This is a genomic window from Variovorax sp. J31P179 (assembly GCF_030316985.1).
In the GTDB taxonomy this organism is placed as follows: Bacteria; Pseudomonadota; Gammaproteobacteria; order Burkholderiales; family Burkholderiaceae_C; genus Variovorax; species Variovorax ginsengisoli_B.
In genome coordinates this window covers 60037-80398 of sequence record NZ_JASZYL010000010.1, presented here as the reverse complement: position 1 = coordinate 80398, position 20362 = coordinate 60037, and the positions used below count along the sequence as shown (strand labels likewise).

Genomic DNA, 20362 nt, shown 5'->3' with positions numbered 1-20362 from the left:
TTGCTGCCGTGCTGCTGACACTGGTCTTCGTCTACCTGCTGGTCACCATCGCCATCGGCCTGTATGCGGCCCGGCGGGTGAAGAACACCACCGACTTCGCGATCGCCGGCCGGCACCTGCCGCTCTACATGATCGTGACGACCACCTTCGCCACCTGGTTCGGCTCCGAAACCGTGCTCGGCATTCCGGCCAAGTTCATCGAGGGCGGGCTCAACGGCGTGATCGAAGACCCGTTCGGCGCCGGCACCTGCCTGATCCTGGTCGGCCTCTTCTTCGCCGGCAAGCTCTATCGCATGACGCTGCTGACCATCAGCGACTACTACCGCGAGCGCTTCGGCCGTTCCATCGAGATCGCCTGCTCGCTGATCATCATGCTGAGCTACCTGGGCTGGGTGTCGGCCCAGGTCACGGCGCTGGGCCTGGTGTTCAACGTGCTCTCGGGCGGCGCGATCGGGGTTTCCCTGGGCATGGTGATCGGCGTCGTCTCGATCCTGGCCTACACCCTGTTCGGCGGCATGTGGTCGGTCGCGGTCACCGATTTCATCCAGATGATCATCCTGGTGCTCGGGCTGGCCGTGATCGCGGTTTTCGCCGGCAACATGGCCGGCGGCGCCGACAAGGTGGTGGCCTTCGCGGTCAGCAAGGACCTGTTCAGGTTCTGGCCGGAGCCGAGCTACAAGGACATGGTCTTCTTCTTCGCCGCCGCGATCACCATGATGCTGGGCTCGATCCCGCAGCAAGACGTGTTCCAGCGCGTCATGTCGGCCAACAGCGTCAAGTCGGCCACGCGCGGCCCGGTCATCGGCGGCATCGCCTACATCCTGTTCGCCTTCGTGCCGATGTTCCTGGTGGCGAGCGCGCTGCTGATCATGCCGGCCGAGACCGCCGACCTGCTGAAGGACGATCCGCAGAAGGTGCTGCCGACGCTGGTGCTGCAGAAGATGCCCTTCGTGATGCAGGTGCTGTTCTTCGGCGCGCTGCTGTCGGCCATCAAGTCGACCGCCTCGGCGACCTTGCTGGCGCCGAGCGTGACCTTCACCGAGAACATCTGGCGCCAGTTCCGGCCCGCGGGCAGCGACAAGTCCAACCTGATGACGATGCGCATCACGGTGCTGGTGTTCAGCGCGGCCGTGCTGGCCTATGCGATCCGCATGCAGGGCACCCCTATCTACGAACTGGTGTCCGGGGCCTACCAGGTCCCGCTGGTGGGCGCCTTCGTGCCCCTGGTGTGCGGCCTCTACTGGCAGCGCGCGACCACCCAGGGCGCCGTGGCGGCCGTCGTGCTGGGCATCGGGACCTGGCTGCTGTTCCTCGGAATGCCGTGGGGCAAGGAGTTCCCGGCCCAGCTGGCCGGCCTGCTGGCTTCGTTCGGCGGCATGGTGGCCGGCTCGCTGGCGCCGCAGTGGGTGTCCAACACCCGCACGCCGCATCGGCCCCTGGCGGTCGATCCGGCCTGAACGCCCGCCCGCCCAAAGCGGGGGCGCCCTTATAATCGAGGGCTTTGCGAGCGGCCGCCGGCCGCTCCTTTTCCGCTTTCCAATCCCATGCCTATCTACGCCTACAAGTGCGGCGCCTGCGGCTTTGCCAAGGACGTGCTGCAGAAAATGTCCGACGCTCCGCTCTCGGAGTGCCCGGCTTGCGGCGCGAGCGCGTTCAGCAAGCAGCTCACCGCCGCCGGCTTCCAGCTCAAGGGCTCGGGCTGGTACGTGACCGATTTCCGCGACGGTGGCGGCAAGAAGGGCGACGGCGCCGACAAGACCGCCGCCCCCCCGGCCGCCGCGCCGGCTGACGGCACGGCCGCGGCACCCGCCGCCGCGCCCGCCAGCGCCCCGGCGCCCGCCGCGGCGGCCCCGGCCCCTGCCGCTTCTTCTTCAGGCAGCGACTGAGACCCCCCATGCTCGCGCTGCGCAAATGGCTGCTCTCCGGCTTGCTGGTCATCGTGCCGCTGGTCATCACGCTGGGCGTGCTGAACTGGATCATCGGCACGCTCGACCAGACGCTGTGGCTGCTGCCCGAGACGTGGCAGCAGTACCTGAACGAGCACAAGGTACGCGGGCTCGGCGTGCTGCTGACTCTGGGCATCCTGCTGTCGGTCGGCGCCATCGCGAGCAATTTCGTCGGCAAGCGCCTGCTCGGCTGGGGCGATGCCGTGGTGCGGCGCATCCCTGTCGTCCGCTCCATCTATTCCAGCGTCAAGCAGGTGTCCGACACGCTGTTCTCCGAGAACGGCAACGCCTTCCGCACCGCGGTGCTGATCGAGTGGCCGCGCGCGGGCGCCTGGACCATCGCCTTCGTGACCGGCACGCCCGGCCATGAGGTGGTCGGCCACCTGGGCGGCGGCGACTATCTCGGCGTCTACGTGCCGACCACGCCCAACCCGACGGGCGGCTATTTCGTGATGCTCAAGCGCAGCGACTGCATCGAACTCAAGATGAGCGTGGACGACGCGCTCAAGTACATCGTGTCGATGGGGGTGGTCGTTCCTGGCGGCCCCGCGACGATCGCGATCAAATAAAGACGCGCCCATGCGGCGCCGGGGAATCCATCTATGGCCATGCGTTCAATCTATTGCGGTCTCGTGACCGAAGCCCTGCTCGGACAGACCGTCACCCTGTGCGGCTGGGTCAACCGCCGGCGTGACCACGGCGGCGTGATCTTCATCGACCTGCGCGACCGCGAAGGCTACGTGCAGGTGGTCTGCGATCCCGATCGCGCCGCCACCTTCGCCGCCGCCGAAGGCCTGCGCAACGAATTCTGCGTGCAGGTCACGGGCCTGGTGCGCGCGCGCCCCGAAGGCACGGTCAACGACAACCTCAAAAGCGGCAAGATCGAGGTGCTGTGCCACGAGATGAAGGTGCTGAACCCGTCGGTGACGCCGCCGTTCCTGCTTGACGACGACAACCTCTCGGAGACCACCCGCCTCACGCATCGCGTTCTCGACCTGCGCCGTCCGGCGATGCAGCGCAACATGATGCTGCGCTACAAGGTGACGATGGAGGCGCGCAAGTTCCTCGACGCCAACGGGTTCATCGACATCGAGACGCCGATGCTCGGCAAGTCGACGCCCGAGGGCGCGCGCGACTACCTGGTGCCGAGCCGCGTGCACGACGGCAGCTTCTTCGCGCTGCCGCAGTCGCCGCAGCTCTTCAAGCAGCTGCTGATGGTGGCCGGCTACGACCGCTACTACCAGATCGTCAAGTGCTTCCGCGACGAGGACCTGCGCGCCGACCGCCAGCCCGAGTTCACGCAGATCGACATCGAGACCTCTTTCCTGTCCGAGGAGGAGATCCGCGAGATGTTCGAGGGCATGATCCGCAACGTGTTCCGCAATGCGGCCGGCATCGAGCTGCCGGTGTTCCCGACCATGAGCTACGCCGACGCGATGTTCAAGTACGGCTCCGACAAGCCCGACCTGCGCGTGAAGCTCGAATTCACCGAGCTCACCGAGCTCATGAAGCGGGTCGAATTCAAGGTGTTCGCCAATGCCGCCACCATGGCCGGCGGCCGCGTGGTGGCGCTGCGCGTGCCGGGCGGCGGCGGTGAGGGCGGCCTGTCGCGCGGCGAGATCGACGGCTACCAGGAATTCGTCAAGATCTACGGCGCCAAGGGCCTGGCCTACATCAAGGTCAACGACGCGGCGCTGGGCCGCGAAGGCCTGCAGAGCCCGATCGTCAAGAACCTCGACGACGGCACGCTGGCCGAGATCATCGCCCGCACCGGTGCCCGCAACGGCGACATCATCTTCTTCGGCGCCGACAAGGAAAAGGTCGTCAACGACGCCATCGGCGCGCTCCGCGTGAAGATCGGCCACAGCCCCTTCGGCAAGAAGAACGGCCTGTTCGACGACCGCTGGGCGCCGCTCTGGGTGGTCGACTTCCCGATGTTCGAGTTCGATGAGGAAGGCCAGCGCTGGTCGGCGGTGCACCATCCGTTCACCGCGCCCAAGGACGGCCACGAGGACCTCATGGACACGGCGCCCGAGAAGTGCATCGCCAAGGCCTACGACATGGTGCTCAACGGCATCGAGATGGGCGGCGGCTCGGTCCGTATCCATCGCGAGGAAGTGCAGAGCAAGGTGTTCCGCGCGCTCAAGATCAGCGCCGAGGATGCGCAGAACAAGTTCGGCTTCCTGCTGGACGCGCTGCAGTACGGCGCGCCCCCGCACGGCGGCATCGCGATCGGGCTCGACCGCCTGGTGATGCTCATGACCGGCGCCGAGTCGATCCGCGACGTGATCGCCTTCCCGAAGACCCAGCGCGCCCAGGACCTGCTGACGCAGGCGCCGAGCCCGGTCGACGAGAAGCAGCTGCGCGAGCTGCACATCAAGCTGCGCAACGCGCCGCAGGCCGCCTGAGGCGGCCAAGGCGGCAGCAGACCAGGGGCGCCTTCGGGCGCCCTTTTTTTTTGGTGCGGCCAGCCTGGGCGCACTCTTGGAGTTGGAGTCCTCCCGCAAGCTGATCACAGCGAACGAGCGCGTGATCGTGGATACCGCCGTCCGAGAAGGCCATTGCCGATCCGGTGGACAGCCGCCTGCTCGAGATCGCACGACACAAGGTCGTGGCCTCCGCCCGGCGCGCTGGCATCTCTCAAGCAGACCTTCGCCCGCGAGGGCAAGAACCTGCGCCGGCTCGCCCGGGAGCTACGCCCATGGCAAACAGGTCAAGCGCTTGAAGAAGGTCCTCAAGCGTCAGCGCACGGTCTTGGGCGTCGTGCAGCGCGAGGTCCAGCGCAAGGTGGCGCAGGCCGGGCCCTGTGCGGACCCGCATGCCGAGTGGTGGGAGGGGCGCAGTCCACGACTGCTGCTCATCCCGATCATGCCTTTAGCGCTTCAGCCAGCCTGAGATGCGTCGAGGCAAGGCGGTCGCGCGCCATGAGGTGCTGGCCCGCAATGCGGCGATCTCGTCGCGCAGGCGGAGATTGGCGGCCGTCAGTTCTGGATTTTGCGCATCGCTGGCCTTGCGCCGGTCTTCTGCCTGGGTCAAAAGCGCAAGATCGGCACGGCTCGGAGCGTCTGGAGAGGCGGCAGGGCGGACAACGCCTTTCCCGTACAGGCCTTCTCTGCCTTCGCCCGTCCATGGCGCGTCCTTCCACCACACGTCGCCCTTTTCAAACGCGACGATGCTGTCATAGAAACTCACGCACAACGTTTGCTTGCCGATGTAATCGGGGGCAACTGTTCCGCGACTGTGGCTCCAATTCAGCCTGTCGGCACAGTCTTTGGCGAAGTTCATGAACGACTCGGGGTTGTCCACGCCTCCGCCGAACTCGCTCCAGTAAGCTGTGTGCATGTCTTCCACCATGTAGACGGCATTCTTGTGCATCCTTGGGTAGAAGAAATCGAACGTACTGCGCATGTGCGCCATCATGTGACTGCCGTCGTCCAAGATCACATCGGGGATGCCGAACTCGTCGATCAGTTCCTGTAGGAACTGCGGGTCGGACTGGTCGCCGATCCGGACGAAGATGCCCGGCGATTCATGTTCTGCGCACTGGGGATCAATGTCGATGCCGACGACTCTGGCAAAGGGGCCGAAGTACCGCTGCCACATCTGGAGTGAGCCTCCGCTGTGAACGCCGACCTCCAGAAAAGTAATTGACTTGTTTCTAAATGACGCGAAATGCCGCTCATAGATTGGGAAGTAGTGAACCCACTTCCGCATTGATTTGTTGTCGTTGATGAGAAAGTCTTGCCAGAGGTTCAAGGTGGCCTTTATGTGAGTGTTTTGGTTGAGTTGCAAAGGGCCTTGGCGTTGCATCAAGACCCAGTTTGCTGAACATATTTTAGTGATGGCAATCGATGTCGCGTGTGATTCCTAGGGGGAGAGAATTGAGAACAATCACACCTTGGTCACCCGTCTTGCCGGTCAGGCTCGCAAAAGACGCCGCGTTTGAATACATGCAATGCACCTTCGATTTGTCGAGGTAATAATAAAAATCCCCGACCCGGAAATCTTGATTTACCGGGAATGGGTCGCCTAGCCGATAAGTGGCGAGTTGCTGATTGATGTAGTCCGCAATCCGATCGCTATAACTTTGAGTGGCGTGGACATCATCCACGATGTCAGATGCTCCGTAGAATGGAACAGCGCCGACGTCAACAAAGAACGTTGATGTTTCCGTGGCGACTTCTCGCGCTGCCGCATCGAACTCATCGCGCTGGCTGATACGTCGGGCGTCGGTGAAATAAAACGTAGACGGGATCGAGGGAGTAACCGCAATCCTGTTCAGTCCGGCAATGATGGGGCGCTTCCCTGCGGTGCGGACGTTTTGCACCATCGTGGTCAGGCGACTCTTGAATGCGGCGCGGGCCACCGCTCTTGCCGCTGTATCCGTTGGATCGGGCACCCATGCATCGTTCAAGCCAAGGCGGAGGATGATGTTGAAAGATAGGTCCTGCCAGATGCGGTCGGCAAATGCCAGCGCCTTCGGAGGGGTGCCGTCAGCTTTGGCGTCGGCGTCGAGCGCATTTGTGGCACCTCCGACTTGAACTTGAGCCAGCGTGATCCCTGCCACGGAGTAATCCACCGCTTTGATTTTTGGCCCTATCGGCGCATCGAGTCGGCCGGCCACCTTTTCGCTAGCGGATTTGAATTTCCATTTCCAGCCGAAGGTCGTGCTGTCCCCGTAAATTGAAGTCGACTGGTTGTAATCCGTTGAATTCACATATCCAGCCCTTGCATCCGCGAGCTGGAAATAGTATTTGTTTTCAAAAAAATCTTGACGCCACCTCCATGCCGCGACGCGGATGGAACTGGTCGTCACTGTCTTTGGCAGAAAGAAATATGCGTAGCCGCTCGGATGCGGCGACGGTATATACGCATAGTTCTTCAGTGTGACATACTGGTTTCCGTCGAAATACTGAATGCAAAATTCCTGAGGGAATGCACTCGCGGCCACATGGGCTTACTGGGACTCTCAATTCCGCTGTCCACCTTTCGTGGATAAAGTTCTACATAGTTGACTGTTCGGAAGGGGCCAAAATCCAGTTGCACCCACTCCAAACCACCATCCTGCACTGACGGACGGCCGACACTGCTCCAACTCGTGGATGGTAATCCGTCGATTGCACTACTCGCCACAAAACTCGCTGGCGGAGAGACGATTGTCGACGAGGCGGTGGCAAAAGTGAAATTATAGATTGACTGGCCCAAGCCAGGCCGGAAATTGTTACGAAGGAAGAAAAGACGGCAATTGTTCGTGCAACTGATTTCACGGAGCTGATCCATTTATTCCAAGGGAGTCAACTTTATTTTAGAAGGCAAATACTGAAAGAGTTGCTATTTCAATCTAAAAATTCGTTGAGCTTTTTCCTCAATCAAATCGGAAACTTCCGATGTAAAATTCGATCGTCGTCGCTGACGGCGCATGGCGGTCTTGCAACAAAAACACCAACTACTGCACGATGTGGGAGGGCTGGATAGGGATGAAGCCATGGCGGCGGGCCCCGACCGTTGGGTTGACGCGCAGCAGTGGAAGCGCGGCGCTGCGATGTTCCGGGAGCGGCGGGCCATGGGCGCGAGTGCAGGGGTGACGCACGAAGCTTTCGAACCGCCCTGTGCGGACCCCGATGCCGATTGGTGTGGGAGGGGCGCAGTCTAGGACTGCCCCTATCCCGGTCACACCCGAGAAGATGGCTAAAATGGCTATTGGCTCGTGAACGGGATTCCTCATGCAGATCAGCGCGACTGAAGCCAAAAACCGCTTCGGCTACTACCTCGGACAGGCCGAACGCGAACCCGTCCATGTGATGAAGAACGATCGCATCGCCGGCGTCATCGTTTCGGCCGCACGCTACGCGGAACTCGAGGCGCTGGAGCAGGCGAAGACGATGGATGCTCGCAAGCGCGAGTTCAACGAAACCTACCGGGAATGGATCGCCGCCCAGAACGCGTTGGTCGAACGGATCGGGGTCTTCGGCGAAGAGCTCCGACCCTGGTAGGTGCGGCATGGCCCAGTTCGATGTCCACGCCAATCCCGTGAAGACGCAGCGTGACGACATTCCCTGGTGTGTCGACATCCAGAGCGACTTGCTGGAAAGCCTGCCGACCCGTCTGGTCGTGCCCTTGGTGGCGCTCGCACAGATGCCCACGGCGCTGCCTCGGCGCCTGTGCCCGGTGCTCCAATGGAGCGGCGAGTCCTTCGTCGCCTTGCCGCAGATGACGGCGCCGTTTCGCGTCAAGGATCTGGGCCCACCGCGCGGCAGCCTGCGGGCCCAGGCCAATGAACTCGTCGCTGCCATCGATGCAGTGATCAGCGGCGTGTGACGGACGGTCCCCGGTTCAAGATCCCCGAGTCGGTGCTGGTCGTGGTCCACACGTCGGCGCTCGAGGTCTTGCTGATCCGCCGCACCGGCGACGACGACCTCTGGCAGTCGGTCACCGGCAGCAAGGATTTCGACGACGAGCCGCTCGCCCGCACCGCCGCGCGCGAGGTCGAGGAAGAGACCGGCATCCAGTGCGACGAGGGCAGCGCGCTGGCGCCGCGGCTGCTCGATTGGCAGCGCAGGAACGTCTACGAGATCCTGCCGCGCTGGCGCGCACGCTATGCGCCGGGCGTGAGCTCCAACACCGAACACCTGTTCAGCCTCTGCGTGCCGGCGCCGCTGGCGCCGCGGCTCGATCCTTGCGAGCACACGGCCTGGCGCTGGCTGCCCTACCGGGAGGCGGCAGCAGCCACTTTTTCCTCCACCAACGCCGCAGCCATCCTGCTCCTGCCACAATTTGCACGATGAATCCTCCGGCGACCAGCTTCCGCGTAGCCACCTACAACATCCACAAGGGCGTGCAGGGCATCGGCCCCGCCAGGCGGCTGGAGATCCACAACCTCGGCCATGCGATCGAGCAACTGGACGCCGACATCATCTGCCTCCAGGAAGTCCGCAAGGTGAACCGCCAGGCGGCCGCGCGCTTCCATCGCTGGCCCGAGCTGCCGCAGGCGGATTTCCTCGCCCCGGAGGGCTACACGGCGGTGTACGAGACCAATGCGATCACCAAGCACGGGGAGCACGGCAACGCACTGCTCACGCGCTGGCCGGTGCTGCGCAAGACCCACCAGGACATCTCGGACCACCGCTTCGAGCAGCGCGGGCTGCTGCACGTGGCGATCGACCTCGACGGCCGCACGGTGCACACCATCGTGGTGCACCTGGGCCTGATCAAGGGCAGCCGGATCCGCCAGATCGCGCAGCTGCGCGAATTCGTCGAGCGCGAGATCCCGCCCGGCGAGGCGCTGGTGGTGGCCGGCGACTTCAACGACTGGGGTGCGCGGATGCGCTATGCGATGAACGCGATGGGCATGCGCGACTCCAGCGACCTGCGCGGGCCGCGGACGCTGACCTATCCCTCGCGCCTGCCGGTCGCGCAACTCGACTTCATCTACGGGCGCCAGGTCGAACCCGTCGCCTCTTCGGTGCCGCGCGGCCCGATCTGGGCCCGCATGTCCGACCACCTGCCGCTGGTGACCGACTTTTCGCTATCAAAACAATAGCGTCCTGGGCAGGCGGGGAGGGCGCCTTAGGGAGCTTGTGGAAATCCATTCGCTGATACGATGGGCGGATGCTCAGGACCATCGACGCCGTACCGCGCCCCGCCGCAGGGGATGAAGACGAGGGCACGCCCGTGTCCGTGAAGATTCGCGAGCGTCTGCTCGCTGCCCGCAAGCGCTTCAACGCCAACGACAACATCGCCGAGTTCATCGAGCCCGGCGAACTCGAAGGGCTGCTCGACGAGGTCGAGGGCAAGATGAAGGACGTGCTCGAGAGCCTGGTGATCGATCTCGACAACGACCACAACACCGGCAACACGGCCCGCCGCGTCGCCAAGATGTACGTCAACGAAGTCTTCAAGGGTCGCTATGTGCCGCCGCCCTCGCTGACCGAGTTCCCCAATGCGGAGCACCTCAACGAGCTGATGATCGTCGGCCCGATCACGGTGCGCAGCGCCTGCTCGCACCATTTCTGCCCGATCATCGGCAAGCTCTGGATAGGCGTCATGCCGAACGAGAAGACCAACGTGATCGGCCTCTCGAAGTACGCACGGCTGGCTGAATGGGTCATGGGCCGGCCGCAGATCCAGGAAGAAGCCGTGGTGCAACTGGCCGACCTGATCCAGGAAAAGACCCAGCCCGACGGGCTGGCGCTGGTGGTCGAGGCCGAGCACTTCTGCATGCAGTGGCGCGGCGTCAAGGAGATGGACAGCAAGATGATCAACTCGGTCATGCGCGGCGTCTTCCTGAAGGACCCCAACCTGCGGCGCGAATTCCTTTCCCTCCTGCCGCGCAAGCGCTAAGCCGGATACACCACACACCATGCTCGTACGCCTTCTCTACGCCAGCCGCGCCGTGGACACCAGCCAGGGCGCCATCGAGGCCATCCTCGCGCAATCGCGCTCGCACAACACCGCCTGCGGCGTCACCGGCATCCTCTGCTACGGGGCCGGCGTGTTCCTGCAGGCGATCGAGGGCGGCCGGGTGGCAATCAGCGAGCTCTACGGCCACATCCAGCGCGATCCGCGCCACAAGGACGTGGTGCTCCTGCACTACGAAGAAATCTCCGAACGCCGCTTCGGCGGCTGGACCATGGGGCAGGTCAACCTGTCGAAGCTCAACGCCTCGACCCTGCTCAAGTACTCCGAGCGCCCCGAACTCGACCCGTACGCGGTGTCTGGCAAGGTTTCGCTGGCGCTGCTCGAGGAACTGATGGCCACCGCCGCCATCGTCGGGCGCCACTGAACTCCCGGCTGCTCGGCTGCGATTTCTCGAGCGCGCCGACCGCGCGCAAGCCGATCGTGGTCGCGCTCGGCGCGGTGCGCGGCGGCCGGGTGGAACTGGCCGGCTTCGAATTCTTTGCCGATCTCGACGACTGGGGGCGCTGGCTGGGCACGCTCCCGGCCTGGGTGGGCGGCTTCGATCTCCCGTTCGGACTGCCGCGCGAACTGGTGGTGCAACTCGGCTGGCCGCTGGCCTGGGAGCCGCTGATCGCGCACTACGCGGGCCTCGGGCGCGACGAGATCCGGCGCACTTTCGCGGCCTTCTGCGCCGCCCGGCCCAAGGGCGGGAAGTTCGCGCACCGGCAGACGGATGGCCCTGCGGGCTCCAGCCCCTCGATGAAATGGGTCAACCCCCCAGTCGCGTTCATGCTGCATGCCGGCGTGCCGCGGCTGCTGGCCGCCGACGCCGCGCTGCCGGGCCTGCACCCGCCGTTGCGGGTGGCGGGTGCGTCGCGCATCGCGCTGGAGGCCTACCCGGGCCTGCTGGCGCGCGAGCTGATCGGCCGGCGCAGCTACAAGAGCGATCTGGTGGCTGGCCAGACCGTCGAACGCCGCGAGGCGCGGGCCGACCTCCTGGCCGCGCTGGAGCGGGGCGCCGGCAGGCTCGGCCTGCGCCTCGCGCTGGACCCGGGCGCGCGCGACGCGTTGCTCGCCGACGCCAAGGGCGACCGTCTCGATGCGGTCTTGTGCCTCGTGCAGGCGGCCTGGGCCGAGGCGCGCCGCGATAGCCGCCCGGGCCCCGGCTACGGGCTTCCGGAGGTCATCGATCCGGTCGAAGGGTGGATCGTGACGGCCTGACTTCCCCGTGTCCTACAACAGGATGCGCCGCTGCCCGCCGTGGCGCCCGTGCCGGCGCACTAGATTGATTGCAGTGGTTCGGTCGAACCACCGATTCATCCATTTTTGCGAAGGAAACGCCATGAACAAGGACCAGGTTGCAGGCCGCGTCGAAGAGGCCAAGGGCAAGATCAAGGAAGTCGCGGGCAAGGTGACCGGCAGCGACAAGCTTCAGACCGAGGGCGTGGTCGACCAGGCCGCCGGCAAGGTGCAGAAGACCTACGGCGACGTGAAGGAAAAGGCGAAGGACGCCTTGAAAAGCGACCCCCAAAATCCGTGAGCGCGCGTACGGAGCCATCCATGACCCCATCGAACAAACCCAGCGGGCGCGGCGCCGTGGCGCTGCTTTTGGCCGCCGGCGTCCTGGGTTTGGGCGCCTGCAGCAAGACAGACAACGAGACCATGGGCAAGAAGGCCGACTCGGCCGTTGCCAAGACCGAACAGGCCGGCACCACCGCCAAGGCCAAGACGGAGTCGGCCGCCGCATCGGTGGCCGGCGCCATGGACGATGCATCGATCACCGCGGCCGTGTCGACCGGACTGGCCAAGGATCCCGACCTGAGCGCGATCAAGATCGATGTCGACACCAAGGGCGGCCAGGTAACGTTGAGCGGGCCCGCCCCCACTGCCGCCGCCAAGGCGCGCGCCGAGGAGATCGCGAAGTCCGTCAAGGGCGTGAGCGCGGTCGACAACAAGCTCGAAGTGAAGATGTAGCCGCCGCTGCGGCGCGGTCAGCAAAAAAGCCCGGTTGCCCGGGCTTTTTGCTGGGGAAGGCGGGATCAGTGGCCGAGCCAGTCCTTCAGTTCGTCGGCGTGCTCTTCCTCATCGCTCAGGATCTCTTCCAGCATGCGCCGGGTCGTCGGATCCTTGTCGCCGATCAGCGCGATCATCTGGCGATAGGTCTCGATCGCGATGCGCTCGGCCACCAGGTTGGCGCGCACCATCGCCTGCAGTTCGAGCGATGCGTCGTAGCTCGCGTGGCTGCGGCCCTGCAGGCTCTGGGGGTTGAAGTCGGGCTCTCCGCCGAGCTGCACGATGCGCTCGGCGATCTTGTCGGCATGCGCCGACTCCTCGTTGGCATGCACCAGGAATTCATCGGCGATGGCCGGCGAGGCTTCGCCGCTGGCGGTGAAATAGTGGCGCTTGTAGCGCAGGACGCAGACCAGCTCGGTGGCCAGGGCGTCGTTGAGCAGCTTGACGATGTCGTCGCGCCAGGGGCCGTAGCTGGGGGTGACGGCGCCTTCGTCGAGGCTCTTCGAGGCCTTGTCGATCGCTGCCTGGTCGAGCTTCAGGGGTTCGTGGCGTTCTTTGACGGCGGTGTTCATGGAGGGTCCTTTCGTGGGTTTGCGGTTTTCTGCATCAGCGTCGTCACCATGTCGGCGACGTCGGATGTCTTCACGACCGCGGCAAGCACCGCGGTGATCGAGAGCAATCGCCACGGCTTGACCAGCACCACCAGGGCACCGGCCGCGGCGGCCGCGCCGACCAGCTTGGCCGGCTCCTCGCGCGCATAGCGCTCGAGCAGCGGCCGCGCCAGCTGGCCGGCCGCATTCGCCGGATGACGGCGCCACCAGCGGCGCACCACGCCGCGGGCCACCGAGGACCAGGCGAAGTGGTCGTATGCCGCAGGACGGACTGCAGGCGCAGGCAACGCGTACAGCTCGTCGGCGCCCGCGTCGGGGCGGTCTCCCTGCAACTGCGCGACCAGCGCCCGGCGCGACAACGCGAGCCGTTGCTGGGGCGTGAGCGGCTGGCGGTCAGCGGCCATGGCGTTCTCCCGCCACTCGCAGCGCCCGCACGTCCGCGTCGAGCTGGCTTCGGAGGTCGTCGAATGCATGGAAAGGCCGGGGCCGCGCCGCGGCCAGCGCCGCGAGCAGGGCGATGATGATCGCCACCCCGGGGACCGCCGCCAACACCCAATGGAAGCTGCCGTGCAGCACGCCGAGCATCACGGCCACGCCGACCAGGCCCAGGGCCAGCATGCCACTGACCGCCGCGATCACGCCCGCCATGAGCTTCGAGATGAGGCCCTGGCTCGCCGTCTGGGATTCCTCCCGGATCAGTGCGCCGTAATTGGCGAGATGTTCGGCGACGAGTTCCGGGTGACCGAGCACCGTGGAGACAATGGGATGGAACATGGTGCTGCGGCGGCCGTGGCGGGGATCAGTAGTCGTCGCGACGGCGGCTGGCCAGGACGATCAGCGCCGTGATGGCAGCCCCGGCTGCGGCGGCCACCAGCACCGAGCGAACGGGCTGGTCGGCGATGTACTTTCCGGTCACATCGGCAGCGGCCTCGAGGCGCCGCTGGGCCCGGGCGCTGGTGGTCGACGCGGCATCGAGCCCGCGCTGCACCGCCTGCTGGACCCGCGCCGCCAGTTGCTCCACCGCCGGCTCGGCATCGCGACGCAGGTCGCGCACCTTCTCGCCGGCCGCATTGACTGCGTTCTGCGCATAGGCCCGCGTCGTGTCGATCGCGTCGTTGGCCGTCTGGCGCGCGTCCTCGGCGAGCTGTGCGGGCGTCTTGGTCGTTGTGTTCATGAAATGATTCCTTCCGAAAATTGATTGGGTGACCTGTCCATCGTAACGACGCTAGCGGCGTCGCATCAAGCCCGCGATGAAGCTGGCAAGGGCCAGGACAAGGAAGATGACGAAGAGAATCTTCGCGATGCCCACGGCACTGGCAGCGATGCCGCCGAAACCGAACAGCGCGGCGATCAAGGCAATGACCAGGAAGACGACGGCGTAGTGCAACATGCTGACTCCTTTTCGAGGGATGGCCCCGTGGATGCAAAAACAGCGCGTTCGGGTTCCGAACGGCCTGGCATCCACGTTAAGGGCATGGTCCCCCGGACCCTGTCAGCAGCAGCGGCCTGGGGGCGTAGGAGAGAACCGAAAGGGCGCGGCGGGGCGTCGCGGACCCGCCGCGTCAGGCCTGCCTGGCCGGCAGGATGGCGCTGAGGTGGGTGCCCTTGCCGGGCGTCGACGCCACGCTGAGCTTGCCCTTGGCGGCTTCGACCCGGTGCCGCATGCCGGCCAGGCCATGCGTCGATGGACGGGCATGCTGGGTGTCGAAGCCCTTGCCGTTGTCGATCACTTCGACCACCACGTGGTTGCCGTAGTTCTTCATGACGATGCTGGCTTCGGTGGCCTGCGCGTACTTGCCGATGTTGGTCAAGCTCTCCTGCACCATCCGGTAGGCCGTGAGCTGGTTGTCCTCGTCGAGATCGACCGGCTCCAGCACCATCTCGATCTCCATGCCCGACTGCTCGGCGAACTCGCGGCCCAGGATTTCCAGCGATGCGATCAGCCCGAGGTTGGACAGCGATGACGGGCGCAGGTCCTCGATGATCCGGCGCTTGAGCGCGATGCCGCTGTTGAGCAGTTCGTTCAGGTGCTGCAGCCGCTGGATGGCGTCCGGCGAATCGCCGAGCCTGGATTTCAGGCGCGCGACGTCGAGCTTGGCGGCCGTCAGGAGCGAGCCCAGTTCGTCGTGCAGCTCGCGCGCCAGGAAGCCGCGCTCGGATTCGCGCACCTGCTGCAGATGGGTGGCGAGTTCGCCAAGCGTCGCCGTGCGCTCGCGCACCTCGCCTTCGAGCGCGTTGCGTTCGCGCTGCAGCGCCTCCTGCTGGCGCTCGCCGACCAGTTGCAGTGCGTGGGTCTGGCGCAGGTAGAGGTAGAAGGCCAGCAGCCCCGCCAGCGTGACCAGGGTGATGCCGATGCGCCCCAGGCGCAGTGAGCTGGCGATCTGGCGCTGGCTGCGCGTCAGCTCGTCGTTGCTGATCGCGATCAGCTGGCCGACCTGCTGGCGGATGGCCTCCATCTCCTCGCGGCCGACATCGGTGGTGATCACGAACTTCCAGGCGTCCTCGTTGCCGCTCTGGCGCAGGCGCACGCTCATTTCCATTTCGGCGAGCTTGCGCGACACGTGCTTGGAGAGTTCGCCCACCTGCGTCAGTTCGCCCGGGCGCCGCGCATAAAGACCCTGCAGCGTGGCCAGGTTGCCCTCCACCTGTTTGACGGCGAGGTCATAAGGCTCACGATAGCGGGCTTCCCCTGTCAACAGGAAGCCCCGTTGCCCCGTTTCGGCATCGAGGACGTTCTGCAGCACGAGGTTGAGCAGGCCGCGCGCCTTCTGCGCGTCGCCGACATCCTGCAGGGCGCGGTGCGACTGCTGGTAGCCTGCTTCGTTGATGCCCACCAGCGCCAGCGCTGCCAAGGCGGCAAGCGCCAGCCCGAGGGTCATCTTGGGAAAAGCTAACCAGCGCATGAGGTCTCCGAGCAATGCCTGCAGATCAATTTCGGGAATAATCGGAGCCGACCAGGGACCGGCATGTTGCGACGCAAGAGGCCGCGATACAACGACGAAGGTAACAGATGATCAAGATCGGAATTGTGGACGACCACGCCATCGTGCGCTCCGGCTTGCGGCAGTTCTTTTCGGAGCATGTCGACCTGCGGGTGGTGGGTGAGGCGGCCAGCGGCCGCGAGGCGATCGAGCTCGTTCGGACCACCGAACTCGATGTGCTGGTGATGGATCTGTCGATGCCGGGCCAAAGCGGCATCGACGCCCTGGCGATGATCCGCGCCAAGGCGCCGGACGTCGGCATCCTGATCCTCAGCGGCTATCCGGAAGAGCACTATGCGATGAACCTGATTCGCCAGGGCGCCAGCGGCTACCTCAACAAGGAGTGCGATCCGATCGAGATCGTCAATGCGATTCGCACCATCTCGCTCGGTCGTCGCTACATCACCCCTGCGGTGGCCGAACTGCTGGCGCGCCAACTCGACCGCAAGGACGACGCGGCGCCGCATGAACAGCTGTCGGAGCGGGAGTTTCAGGTGTTCCTCAAGCTGGCCAAGGGCGAGACCGCCGGCGATATCGCCAAGACGCTGTCGCTGTCGGTGAAGACGGTGAGCACTTACCGGACGCGGCTGATGGAAAAAATGAATCTTTCATCGAACAGCGACCTGACCTACTACGCGCTGAAGAACAAGCTGATCGACTGAGCCCGAGGCGTCCAGCGCCGTCAGTTGCTGCTCTGCGAGACCCTCGACGCGGACGCCTGCTCGATGCAGAAGTCGATCAGTCCGTCGATTTCGTTGGATTTGTCGAACACCGCATCGACCCCGAACTGGGCGCAGCGTTTGCGGATGTCGGGGGTGGCGTAGTTGCTCAGCACCACCACCTTCTGGTTCGGCCGGCGCGAGCGGCAGGTCTGCAGCACGCCCAGACCGCTGCCCTGCTTCAGGAACAGATCGACGATGGCCAGTTCCCACTCGTCGCCATGGTCGGTCAGCCATTGGCTTGCCTCGGCCTCGGTCTCGGCAAAACCGATCGCCGAAATGCACGTAAGCTCCTCCAAAGTGCCGACGAGGTTCTCTCGGATCGTGACGTTGTCTTCGACGATGTAGGTTTTTAATCTTGGGTCCATGAGAACCGCTGTCCCCCGGGGGCGTTTTCTTGGTGGACTGGATTGTCTCCAAGGAAGGCCCGCGGTGGCAATGCTACGGATTTGTTCGTTCGCATGATGAAGGTTTGCGCGGCCTGCGGCTGTAGGCTGGTTCTTACGCGCCCATGAGAACGCACCCGTAGGCGACGCCGCACACCGTTTGCACCCGGCCGCCGACCCGCCGGACGTGCAAGGGGAGCCATGCTTGCACCCACTGGCGGCGGCCCGCCGTCCATTTCACAATCCTGCAAGGTGCGGCCATGAACATCATCTGGAGTTCCATCGCGATCGTTGTGCTGGCGCTCGCCGGCGGCGTCGCAGTGGCCGGCGGCGAGCCGGCGATGGCCGAATTGCGGCTGGCCGAGGCGGCCACCATGGCGGCTGCCGCCGGGATCGCCGCCGTCTGCGTCCGCGAGGCGGCCCAGGGCGTCAGCGCGGTGCATACGGGCGCGCCGATCGATTGAAGAACATGCAGACCGCTCCCGCCGCCTCCCCGCCGCGTCGCCGGCGCTGGGTGGCGCTCGGCGCGTTGGTCCTCGGACTGTTCCTCGCACTGCTGCTGCTGGCGGCTTTTTTCCCGTGGGACACGCTGCGTGCGCCGGTCAATCGCTATGTCAGCGAGAAGACAGGACGCAAGTTCGAGATCACGCGGCACCTCGATGTCGCCCTTGGCTGGCGCCAGGCGACGGTCAAGTTCGACGGCATCGAGTTCGCCAACCCTGCGTGGGCCCGGGACCCCTATCTCGTTCAGGCCGAAAAGGCCGAGTTCGACATCCGCTTCTGGGAATTGCTGCGCCGCCGCATCGTCTTGCCGCGCCTGGTGCTGAGCCGGCCTTCGCTCGGCCTCCAGATGGAGGAGGACGGCCGCAAGACCTGGGCGCTCGGCAAGGACAGTGCCGACCCGGGAACAGTCCCGGTCATCGGCCTGATCCAGGTCGACGGCGGCAGCATCGACTTCCTCGCCAAGGCGCAGGCGCTCGACCTGCACGCGGATTTCAGCTTCGACAGCAGCCGCGGCGACTTGCCCCTCGACTACGAGATCAAGGGCCGCTACCGCGGGCAGCCGATGTCCGCGGTAGGGCGCACCGGCAACGTGCTGCAGCTGACGTCCGTCGGGCAGCCGCCGTTTCCGATCGAGATCGACTTGAAGGTCGCGCAGACCCGCCTGACGGGCAAGGGCACGGTGGCCGAACTGGCCGACCTGGATGGCCTCGACGCCCAGGTCGAGATGAGGGGCCCGAACCTGGGGCGCCTCTATCCGGCGTTGGGCATCGCGCTGCCGCAGACGCCGCCCTACGCGCTGAGCGGCAACCTGCGCAAGAATGGCGCGCTCTGGGAAGTGCGCGGCCTGAAGGGACGCCTGGGCCTGTCCGACATCAGCGGCGACATGCAGTTCGACAAGTCGCAGCAGGTGCCGCACCTGGGCGGCAAGCTGCGTTCGCGCGTGATGGACATGGACGATCTCGGCCCGCTGATCGGGCTGCCGCCGACCGCGCGCTCGGCCAACGCGGTCGAGGGCGTGGCGGCACCGCCCAGCATCGCGCAGGTCGACAAGCAAAAGCGCAACGACCCCTCGCGCAAGGTGCTACCGGACGCGACCCTGGATTTCGAGCGGCTGCGTGCCATGAACGCCGATGTCAGCTACACCGCGGAGCGGATCCAGAACGTGCGCGAGCTTCCGCTGGACAAGGGCAGTGTGCAGGTGAAGCTGAAGGACGGCGTGCTGACCCTGGACCCGCTCGATCTCGGCGTGGCGAGCGGCAGGATTGCCGGTGCGATCCGAATCGATGCAACGCAGAATCCGGCCGACATCCGTGCGGCGCTCGATATCCGCGGGATGCAGCTCAATCGATTGATTCCGAAGGTCGAGACCCTGAAGACCAGTTTTGGCCGACTGGACGGCCGGATCAACCTGTCGGGCCGCGGCAACTCGGTGGCGGCCTGGCTGGCCAATTCGTCCGGCGACGTCGCGGCGCTCACCGGGCGCGGGCAGTTCAGCAACCTGCTGCTCGAGTTCCTCGGCCTCGACGGCGGCGAGATCATCAAGTTCCTGCTCGAAGGCGACCACAACGTGGAACTGCGCTGCGCCGCCGTGGCCTTCGACGTCGAGAAGGGCGTGATGAATGGCCGAACCCTGCTGTTCGACACCAGCGACACGGTGTTCAATGGCGCGGGCAGCATCAACCTGGCCGACGAGCGCATGGACCTCATCGTCAAACAGGCGCCAAAGGACAAGAGCATCCTGGCGCTGCGCACGCCGCTGCGGGTGCGCGGCACCTTCGCGGCGCCGAAGGCCGGTGTGGAGGTCGCGCCGCTCGCGGCCCGCGGCGCTGCGGCGCTGGCCTTGGCGGCGATCAATCCGCTGCTGGCGCTGGCGGCGACGGTCGAAACCGGTCCGGGCAAGGATGCGGACTGCACCGAAGTGCTGACCGAGGCCAAGACCCCGTCGTCGCGCGCCGCCAAGGCGGGCGCCGCCAAGGCGAAGCAGCAGCCGACGCCGGCAAGCGGCGGCTGAGCCGAGCCGGCCTCAGGGCGGCGGCGGGCGGTGGCCGCACACCCCGCAGCCCGGGTCGCGGGCCACGCCCAGTGAATCGAAGGCCGTGCGCCGGCCATCGAACATCAGCAGCCGGCCCGCCAGCGATGGCCCGATGCCGGCCAGCAGCTTCAGGGCTTCGCTGGCCTGCAGCGTGCCGATGGTGCCGACCACGGGCGCGAAGACGCCCAGCACGGCGCAGCGGGTCTCCTCGAACTCGGCCTCCGGCGGGAACAGGCAGGCGTAGCAGGGCGAGGCCGGATCGCGCGTGTCGTAGACGCTGAGCTGGCCGTCGAAGCGGATCGCCGCCCCCGCCACCAGCGGCTTGCCATGGGCGACGCAGGCGCGGTTGACTGCCTGGCGGGTCGCGAAGTTGTCGCAGCAGTCGAGCACCACGTCGGCGCCCGCCACCAGCCGGTCGAGAAGCTCGGCGTCGGCGTGCAGGCGGTGGGTCTCGATCCGGATATCGGGGTTGATGGCGCGCATCGCCTCGGCCGCGGACTCGACCTTCGGCATGCCGACGCGGGCCGTGGCGTGCGCAATCTGGCGCTGCAGATTGGTGAGGTCGAGGTCGTCGTCGTCGACCAGCGAGATGCGCCCGACGCCGGCCGCGGCCAGGTAGAGAAGGGCGGGCGAACCGAGCCCGCCGGCGCCGATCACCAGAGCATGGCCGGCGCTCACCCGCGCCTGGCCGTCGATGCCGAATTCCTCCAGCAGGATGTGGCGCGAATAGCGCAGCAGGTCCTGGTCTTCCATGCGCCGCGCGGAACCGACCG

At 65.6% G+C, this 20362-nt stretch carries 27 protein-coding genes and 1 pseudogene; 17 read left to right on the top strand and 11 right to left on the bottom strand.

Features of this window, described 5'->3' with window-relative positions; genetic code table 11:
* Positions 1 to 8 precede the first annotated feature (8 nt).
* The 5 genes and pseudogenes from QTI17_RS24305 to QTI17_RS24285 all read left to right on the top strand — a co-directional run.
* Positions 9 to 1457 (top strand): high affinity choline transporter 1, encoded by a 1449-nt coding sequence (locus QTI17_RS24305; RefSeq protein ID WP_286523388.1) that lies wholly within the window; start codon positions 9 to 11, stop codon positions 1455 to 1457.
* Positions 1458 to 1544: 87 nt separating this feature from the next.
* Positions 1545 to 1886 (top strand): FmdB family zinc ribbon protein, encoded by a 342-nt coding sequence (locus tag QTI17_RS24300; RefSeq protein ID WP_286536226.1) that lies wholly within the window; start codon positions 1545 to 1547, stop codon positions 1884 to 1886.
* Between the two features lie 8 nt (positions 1887 to 1894).
* Positions 1895 to 2515, top strand: a complete 621-nt coding sequence (locus QTI17_RS24295) for a DUF502 domain-containing protein (RefSeq protein WP_286536225.1) — start codon at positions 1895 to 1897, stop codon at positions 2513 to 2515.
* A gap of 33 nt (positions 2516 to 2548) precedes the next feature.
* Positions 2549 to 4354, top strand: a complete 1806-nt coding sequence (gene aspS / locus QTI17_RS24290) for an aspartate--tRNA ligase (RefSeq protein ID WP_286536224.1) — start codon at positions 2549 to 2551, stop codon at positions 4352 to 4354.
* Between the two features lie 115 nt (positions 4355 to 4469).
* Positions 4470 to 4742: pseudogene (locus QTI17_RS24285) on the top strand (IS5/IS1182 family transposase); the annotation flags it as partial.
* 78 nt (positions 4743 to 4820) lie between these two features.
* Here QTI17_RS24285 and QTI17_RS24280 read toward each other — a convergent pair.
* From QTI17_RS24280 to QTI17_RS35085, 3 genes are all read right to left on the bottom strand, one after another.
* Entirely contained in the window at positions 4821 to 5702 is an 882-nt protein-coding gene (locus QTI17_RS24280; protein WP_286536223.1) for a class I SAM-dependent methyltransferase, read from the bottom strand.
* A 79-nt stretch (positions 5703 to 5781) separates the two neighbouring features.
* Positions 5782 to 6897 (bottom strand): GDSL-type esterase/lipase family protein, encoded by a 1116-nt coding sequence (locus tag QTI17_RS24275; RefSeq protein WP_286536221.1) that lies wholly within the window; start codon positions 6895 to 6897, stop codon positions 5782 to 5784.
* Positions 6828 to 7226: a discoidin domain-containing protein gene (locus QTI17_RS35085; protein ID WP_353506726.1), complete on the bottom strand. Its 399-nt coding sequence runs from the start codon at positions 7224 to 7226 to the stop codon at positions 6828 to 6830. The genes QTI17_RS24275 and QTI17_RS35085 overlap by 70 nt, the downstream gene beginning before the upstream one ends.
* 443 nt (positions 7227 to 7669) lie before the next feature.
* Here QTI17_RS35085 and QTI17_RS24270 point away from each other — a divergent pair, with 443 nt between their 5' ends.
* The 9 genes from QTI17_RS24270 (at position 7670) to QTI17_RS24230 (ending at position 12317) form a co-directional block, all read left to right on the top strand.
* The gene (locus tag QTI17_RS24270) at positions 7670 to 7939 is read left to right on the top strand and encodes a type II toxin-antitoxin system prevent-host-death family antitoxin (RefSeq protein ID WP_286523382.1); all 270 of its coding nucleotides are present in this window, start codon (positions 7670 to 7672) and stop codon (positions 7937 to 7939) included.
* Positions 7940 to 7946: 7 nt separating this feature from the next.
* Positions 7947 to 8264: a CcdB family protein gene (locus tag QTI17_RS24265; RefSeq protein ID WP_286536219.1), complete on the top strand. Its 318-nt coding sequence runs from the start codon at positions 7947 to 7949 to the stop codon at positions 8262 to 8264.
* Positions 8261 to 8731: a dihydroneopterin triphosphate diphosphatase gene (gene nudB / locus QTI17_RS24260; RefSeq protein WP_286536218.1), complete on the top strand. Its 471-nt coding sequence runs from the start codon at positions 8261 to 8263 to the stop codon at positions 8729 to 8731. The genes QTI17_RS24265 and nudB overlap by 4 nt, the downstream gene beginning before the upstream one ends.
* Positions 8728 to 9486 carry an endonuclease/exonuclease/phosphatase family protein gene (locus tag QTI17_RS24255; RefSeq protein ID WP_286536216.1) on the top strand — a complete coding sequence of 253 codons (759 nt, stop codon included), beginning with the start codon at positions 8728 to 8730 and terminating at the stop codon, positions 9484 to 9486. The genes nudB and QTI17_RS24255 overlap by 4 nt, the downstream gene beginning before the upstream one ends.
* A 68-nt stretch (positions 9487 to 9554) precedes the next feature.
* Complete coding sequence (folE, locus tag QTI17_RS24250) at positions 9555 to 10286, top strand: GTP cyclohydrolase I (RefSeq protein ID WP_286504902.1); 732 nt, start codon at positions 9555 to 9557, stop codon at positions 10284 to 10286.
* Between the two features lie 19 nt (positions 10287 to 10305).
* Positions 10306 to 10728: a BLUF domain-containing protein gene (locus QTI17_RS24245; protein ID WP_286504903.1), complete on the top strand. Its 423-nt coding sequence runs from the start codon at positions 10306 to 10308 to the stop codon at positions 10726 to 10728.
* A 56-nt stretch (positions 10729 to 10784) separates the two neighbouring features.
* On the top strand, positions 10785 to 11564 hold the full coding sequence (locus QTI17_RS24240) for a DUF429 domain-containing protein (protein ID WP_286536215.1): 780 nt from the start codon (positions 10785 to 10787) through the stop codon (positions 11562 to 11564).
* Positions 11565 to 11685: 121 nt separating this feature from the next.
* Positions 11686 to 11883 carry a CsbD family protein gene (locus QTI17_RS24235; RefSeq protein ID WP_286536212.1) on the top strand — a complete coding sequence of 66 codons (198 nt, stop codon included), beginning with the start codon at positions 11686 to 11688 and terminating at the stop codon, positions 11881 to 11883.
* A gap of 20 nt (positions 11884 to 11903) precedes the next feature.
* On the top strand, positions 11904 to 12317 hold the full coding sequence (locus tag QTI17_RS24230) for a BON domain-containing protein (protein WP_286536211.1): 414 nt from the start codon (positions 11904 to 11906) through the stop codon (positions 12315 to 12317).
* Between the two features lie 65 nt (positions 12318 to 12382).
* Here the strand turns inward: QTI17_RS24230 and QTI17_RS24225 are convergent, their stop codons facing one another.
* The 6 genes from QTI17_RS24225 to QTI17_RS24200 all read right to left on the bottom strand — a co-directional run bounded on the left by QTI17_RS24225 (position 12383) and on the right by QTI17_RS24200 (position 15870).
* Positions 12383 to 12928, bottom strand: a complete 546-nt coding sequence (locus QTI17_RS24225) for a ferritin-like domain-containing protein (RefSeq protein WP_286536209.1) — start codon at positions 12926 to 12928, stop codon at positions 12383 to 12385.
* Positions 12925 to 13371, bottom strand: a complete 447-nt coding sequence (locus QTI17_RS24220) for a hypothetical protein (protein WP_286536207.1) — start codon at positions 13369 to 13371, stop codon at positions 12925 to 12927. The genes QTI17_RS24225 and QTI17_RS24220 overlap by 4 nt, the downstream gene beginning before the upstream one ends.
* Positions 13361 to 13741, bottom strand: a complete 381-nt coding sequence (locus QTI17_RS24215; protein WP_286536205.1) for a hypothetical protein — start codon at positions 13739 to 13741, stop codon at positions 13361 to 13363. The genes QTI17_RS24220 and QTI17_RS24215 overlap by 11 nt, the downstream gene beginning before the upstream one ends.
* Positions 13742 to 13766: 25 nt before the next feature.
* Positions 13767 to 14141: a hypothetical protein gene (locus QTI17_RS24210; RefSeq protein WP_286523367.1), complete on the bottom strand. Its 375-nt coding sequence runs from the start codon at positions 14139 to 14141 to the stop codon at positions 13767 to 13769.
* A 51-nt stretch (positions 14142 to 14192) separates the two neighbouring features.
* Positions 14193 to 14357 carry a DUF1328 domain-containing protein gene (locus QTI17_RS24205; protein ID WP_286369177.1) on the bottom strand — a complete coding sequence of 55 codons (165 nt, stop codon included), beginning with the start codon at positions 14355 to 14357 and terminating at the stop codon, positions 14193 to 14195.
* 172 nt (positions 14358 to 14529) lie between these two features.
* Entirely contained in the window at positions 14530 to 15870 is a 1341-nt protein-coding gene (locus tag QTI17_RS24200; protein WP_286536204.1) for a sensor histidine kinase, read from the bottom strand.
* Between the two features lie 107 nt (positions 15871 to 15977).
* Between QTI17_RS24200 and QTI17_RS24195 the strand changes: the two genes are divergently transcribed.
* Entirely contained in the window at positions 15978 to 16610 is a 633-nt protein-coding gene (locus QTI17_RS24195) for a response regulator (protein ID WP_028249172.1), read from the top strand.
* Between the two features lie 20 nt (positions 16611 to 16630).
* Here QTI17_RS24195 and QTI17_RS24190 read toward each other — a convergent pair whose 3' ends face one another.
* Positions 16631 to 17035 (bottom strand): response regulator, encoded by a 405-nt coding sequence (locus QTI17_RS24190; protein ID WP_286536203.1) that lies wholly within the window; start codon positions 17033 to 17035, stop codon positions 16631 to 16633.
* 278 nt (positions 17036 to 17313) lie between these two features.
* Between QTI17_RS24190 and QTI17_RS24185 the strand changes: the two genes are divergently transcribed.
* Positions 17314 to 17517, top strand: coding sequence for a hypothetical protein (locus tag QTI17_RS24185; protein WP_286536202.1), 204 nt, complete (start codon positions 17314 to 17316; stop codon positions 17515 to 17517).
* Between the two features lie 5 nt (positions 17518 to 17522).
* Positions 17523 to 19568 (top strand): AsmA family protein, encoded by a 2046-nt coding sequence (locus tag QTI17_RS24180; RefSeq protein ID WP_286536201.1) that lies wholly within the window; start codon positions 17523 to 17525, stop codon positions 19566 to 19568.
* A 12-nt stretch (positions 19569 to 19580) separates the two neighbouring features.
* Here QTI17_RS24180 and QTI17_RS24175 read toward each other — a convergent pair whose 3' ends face one another.
* On the bottom strand, positions 19581 to 20342 hold the full coding sequence (locus tag QTI17_RS24175; protein ID WP_286536199.1) for a HesA/MoeB/ThiF family protein: 762 nt from the start codon (positions 20340 to 20342) through the stop codon (positions 19581 to 19583).
* Between the last annotated feature and the right edge of the window lie 20 nt (positions 20343 to 20362).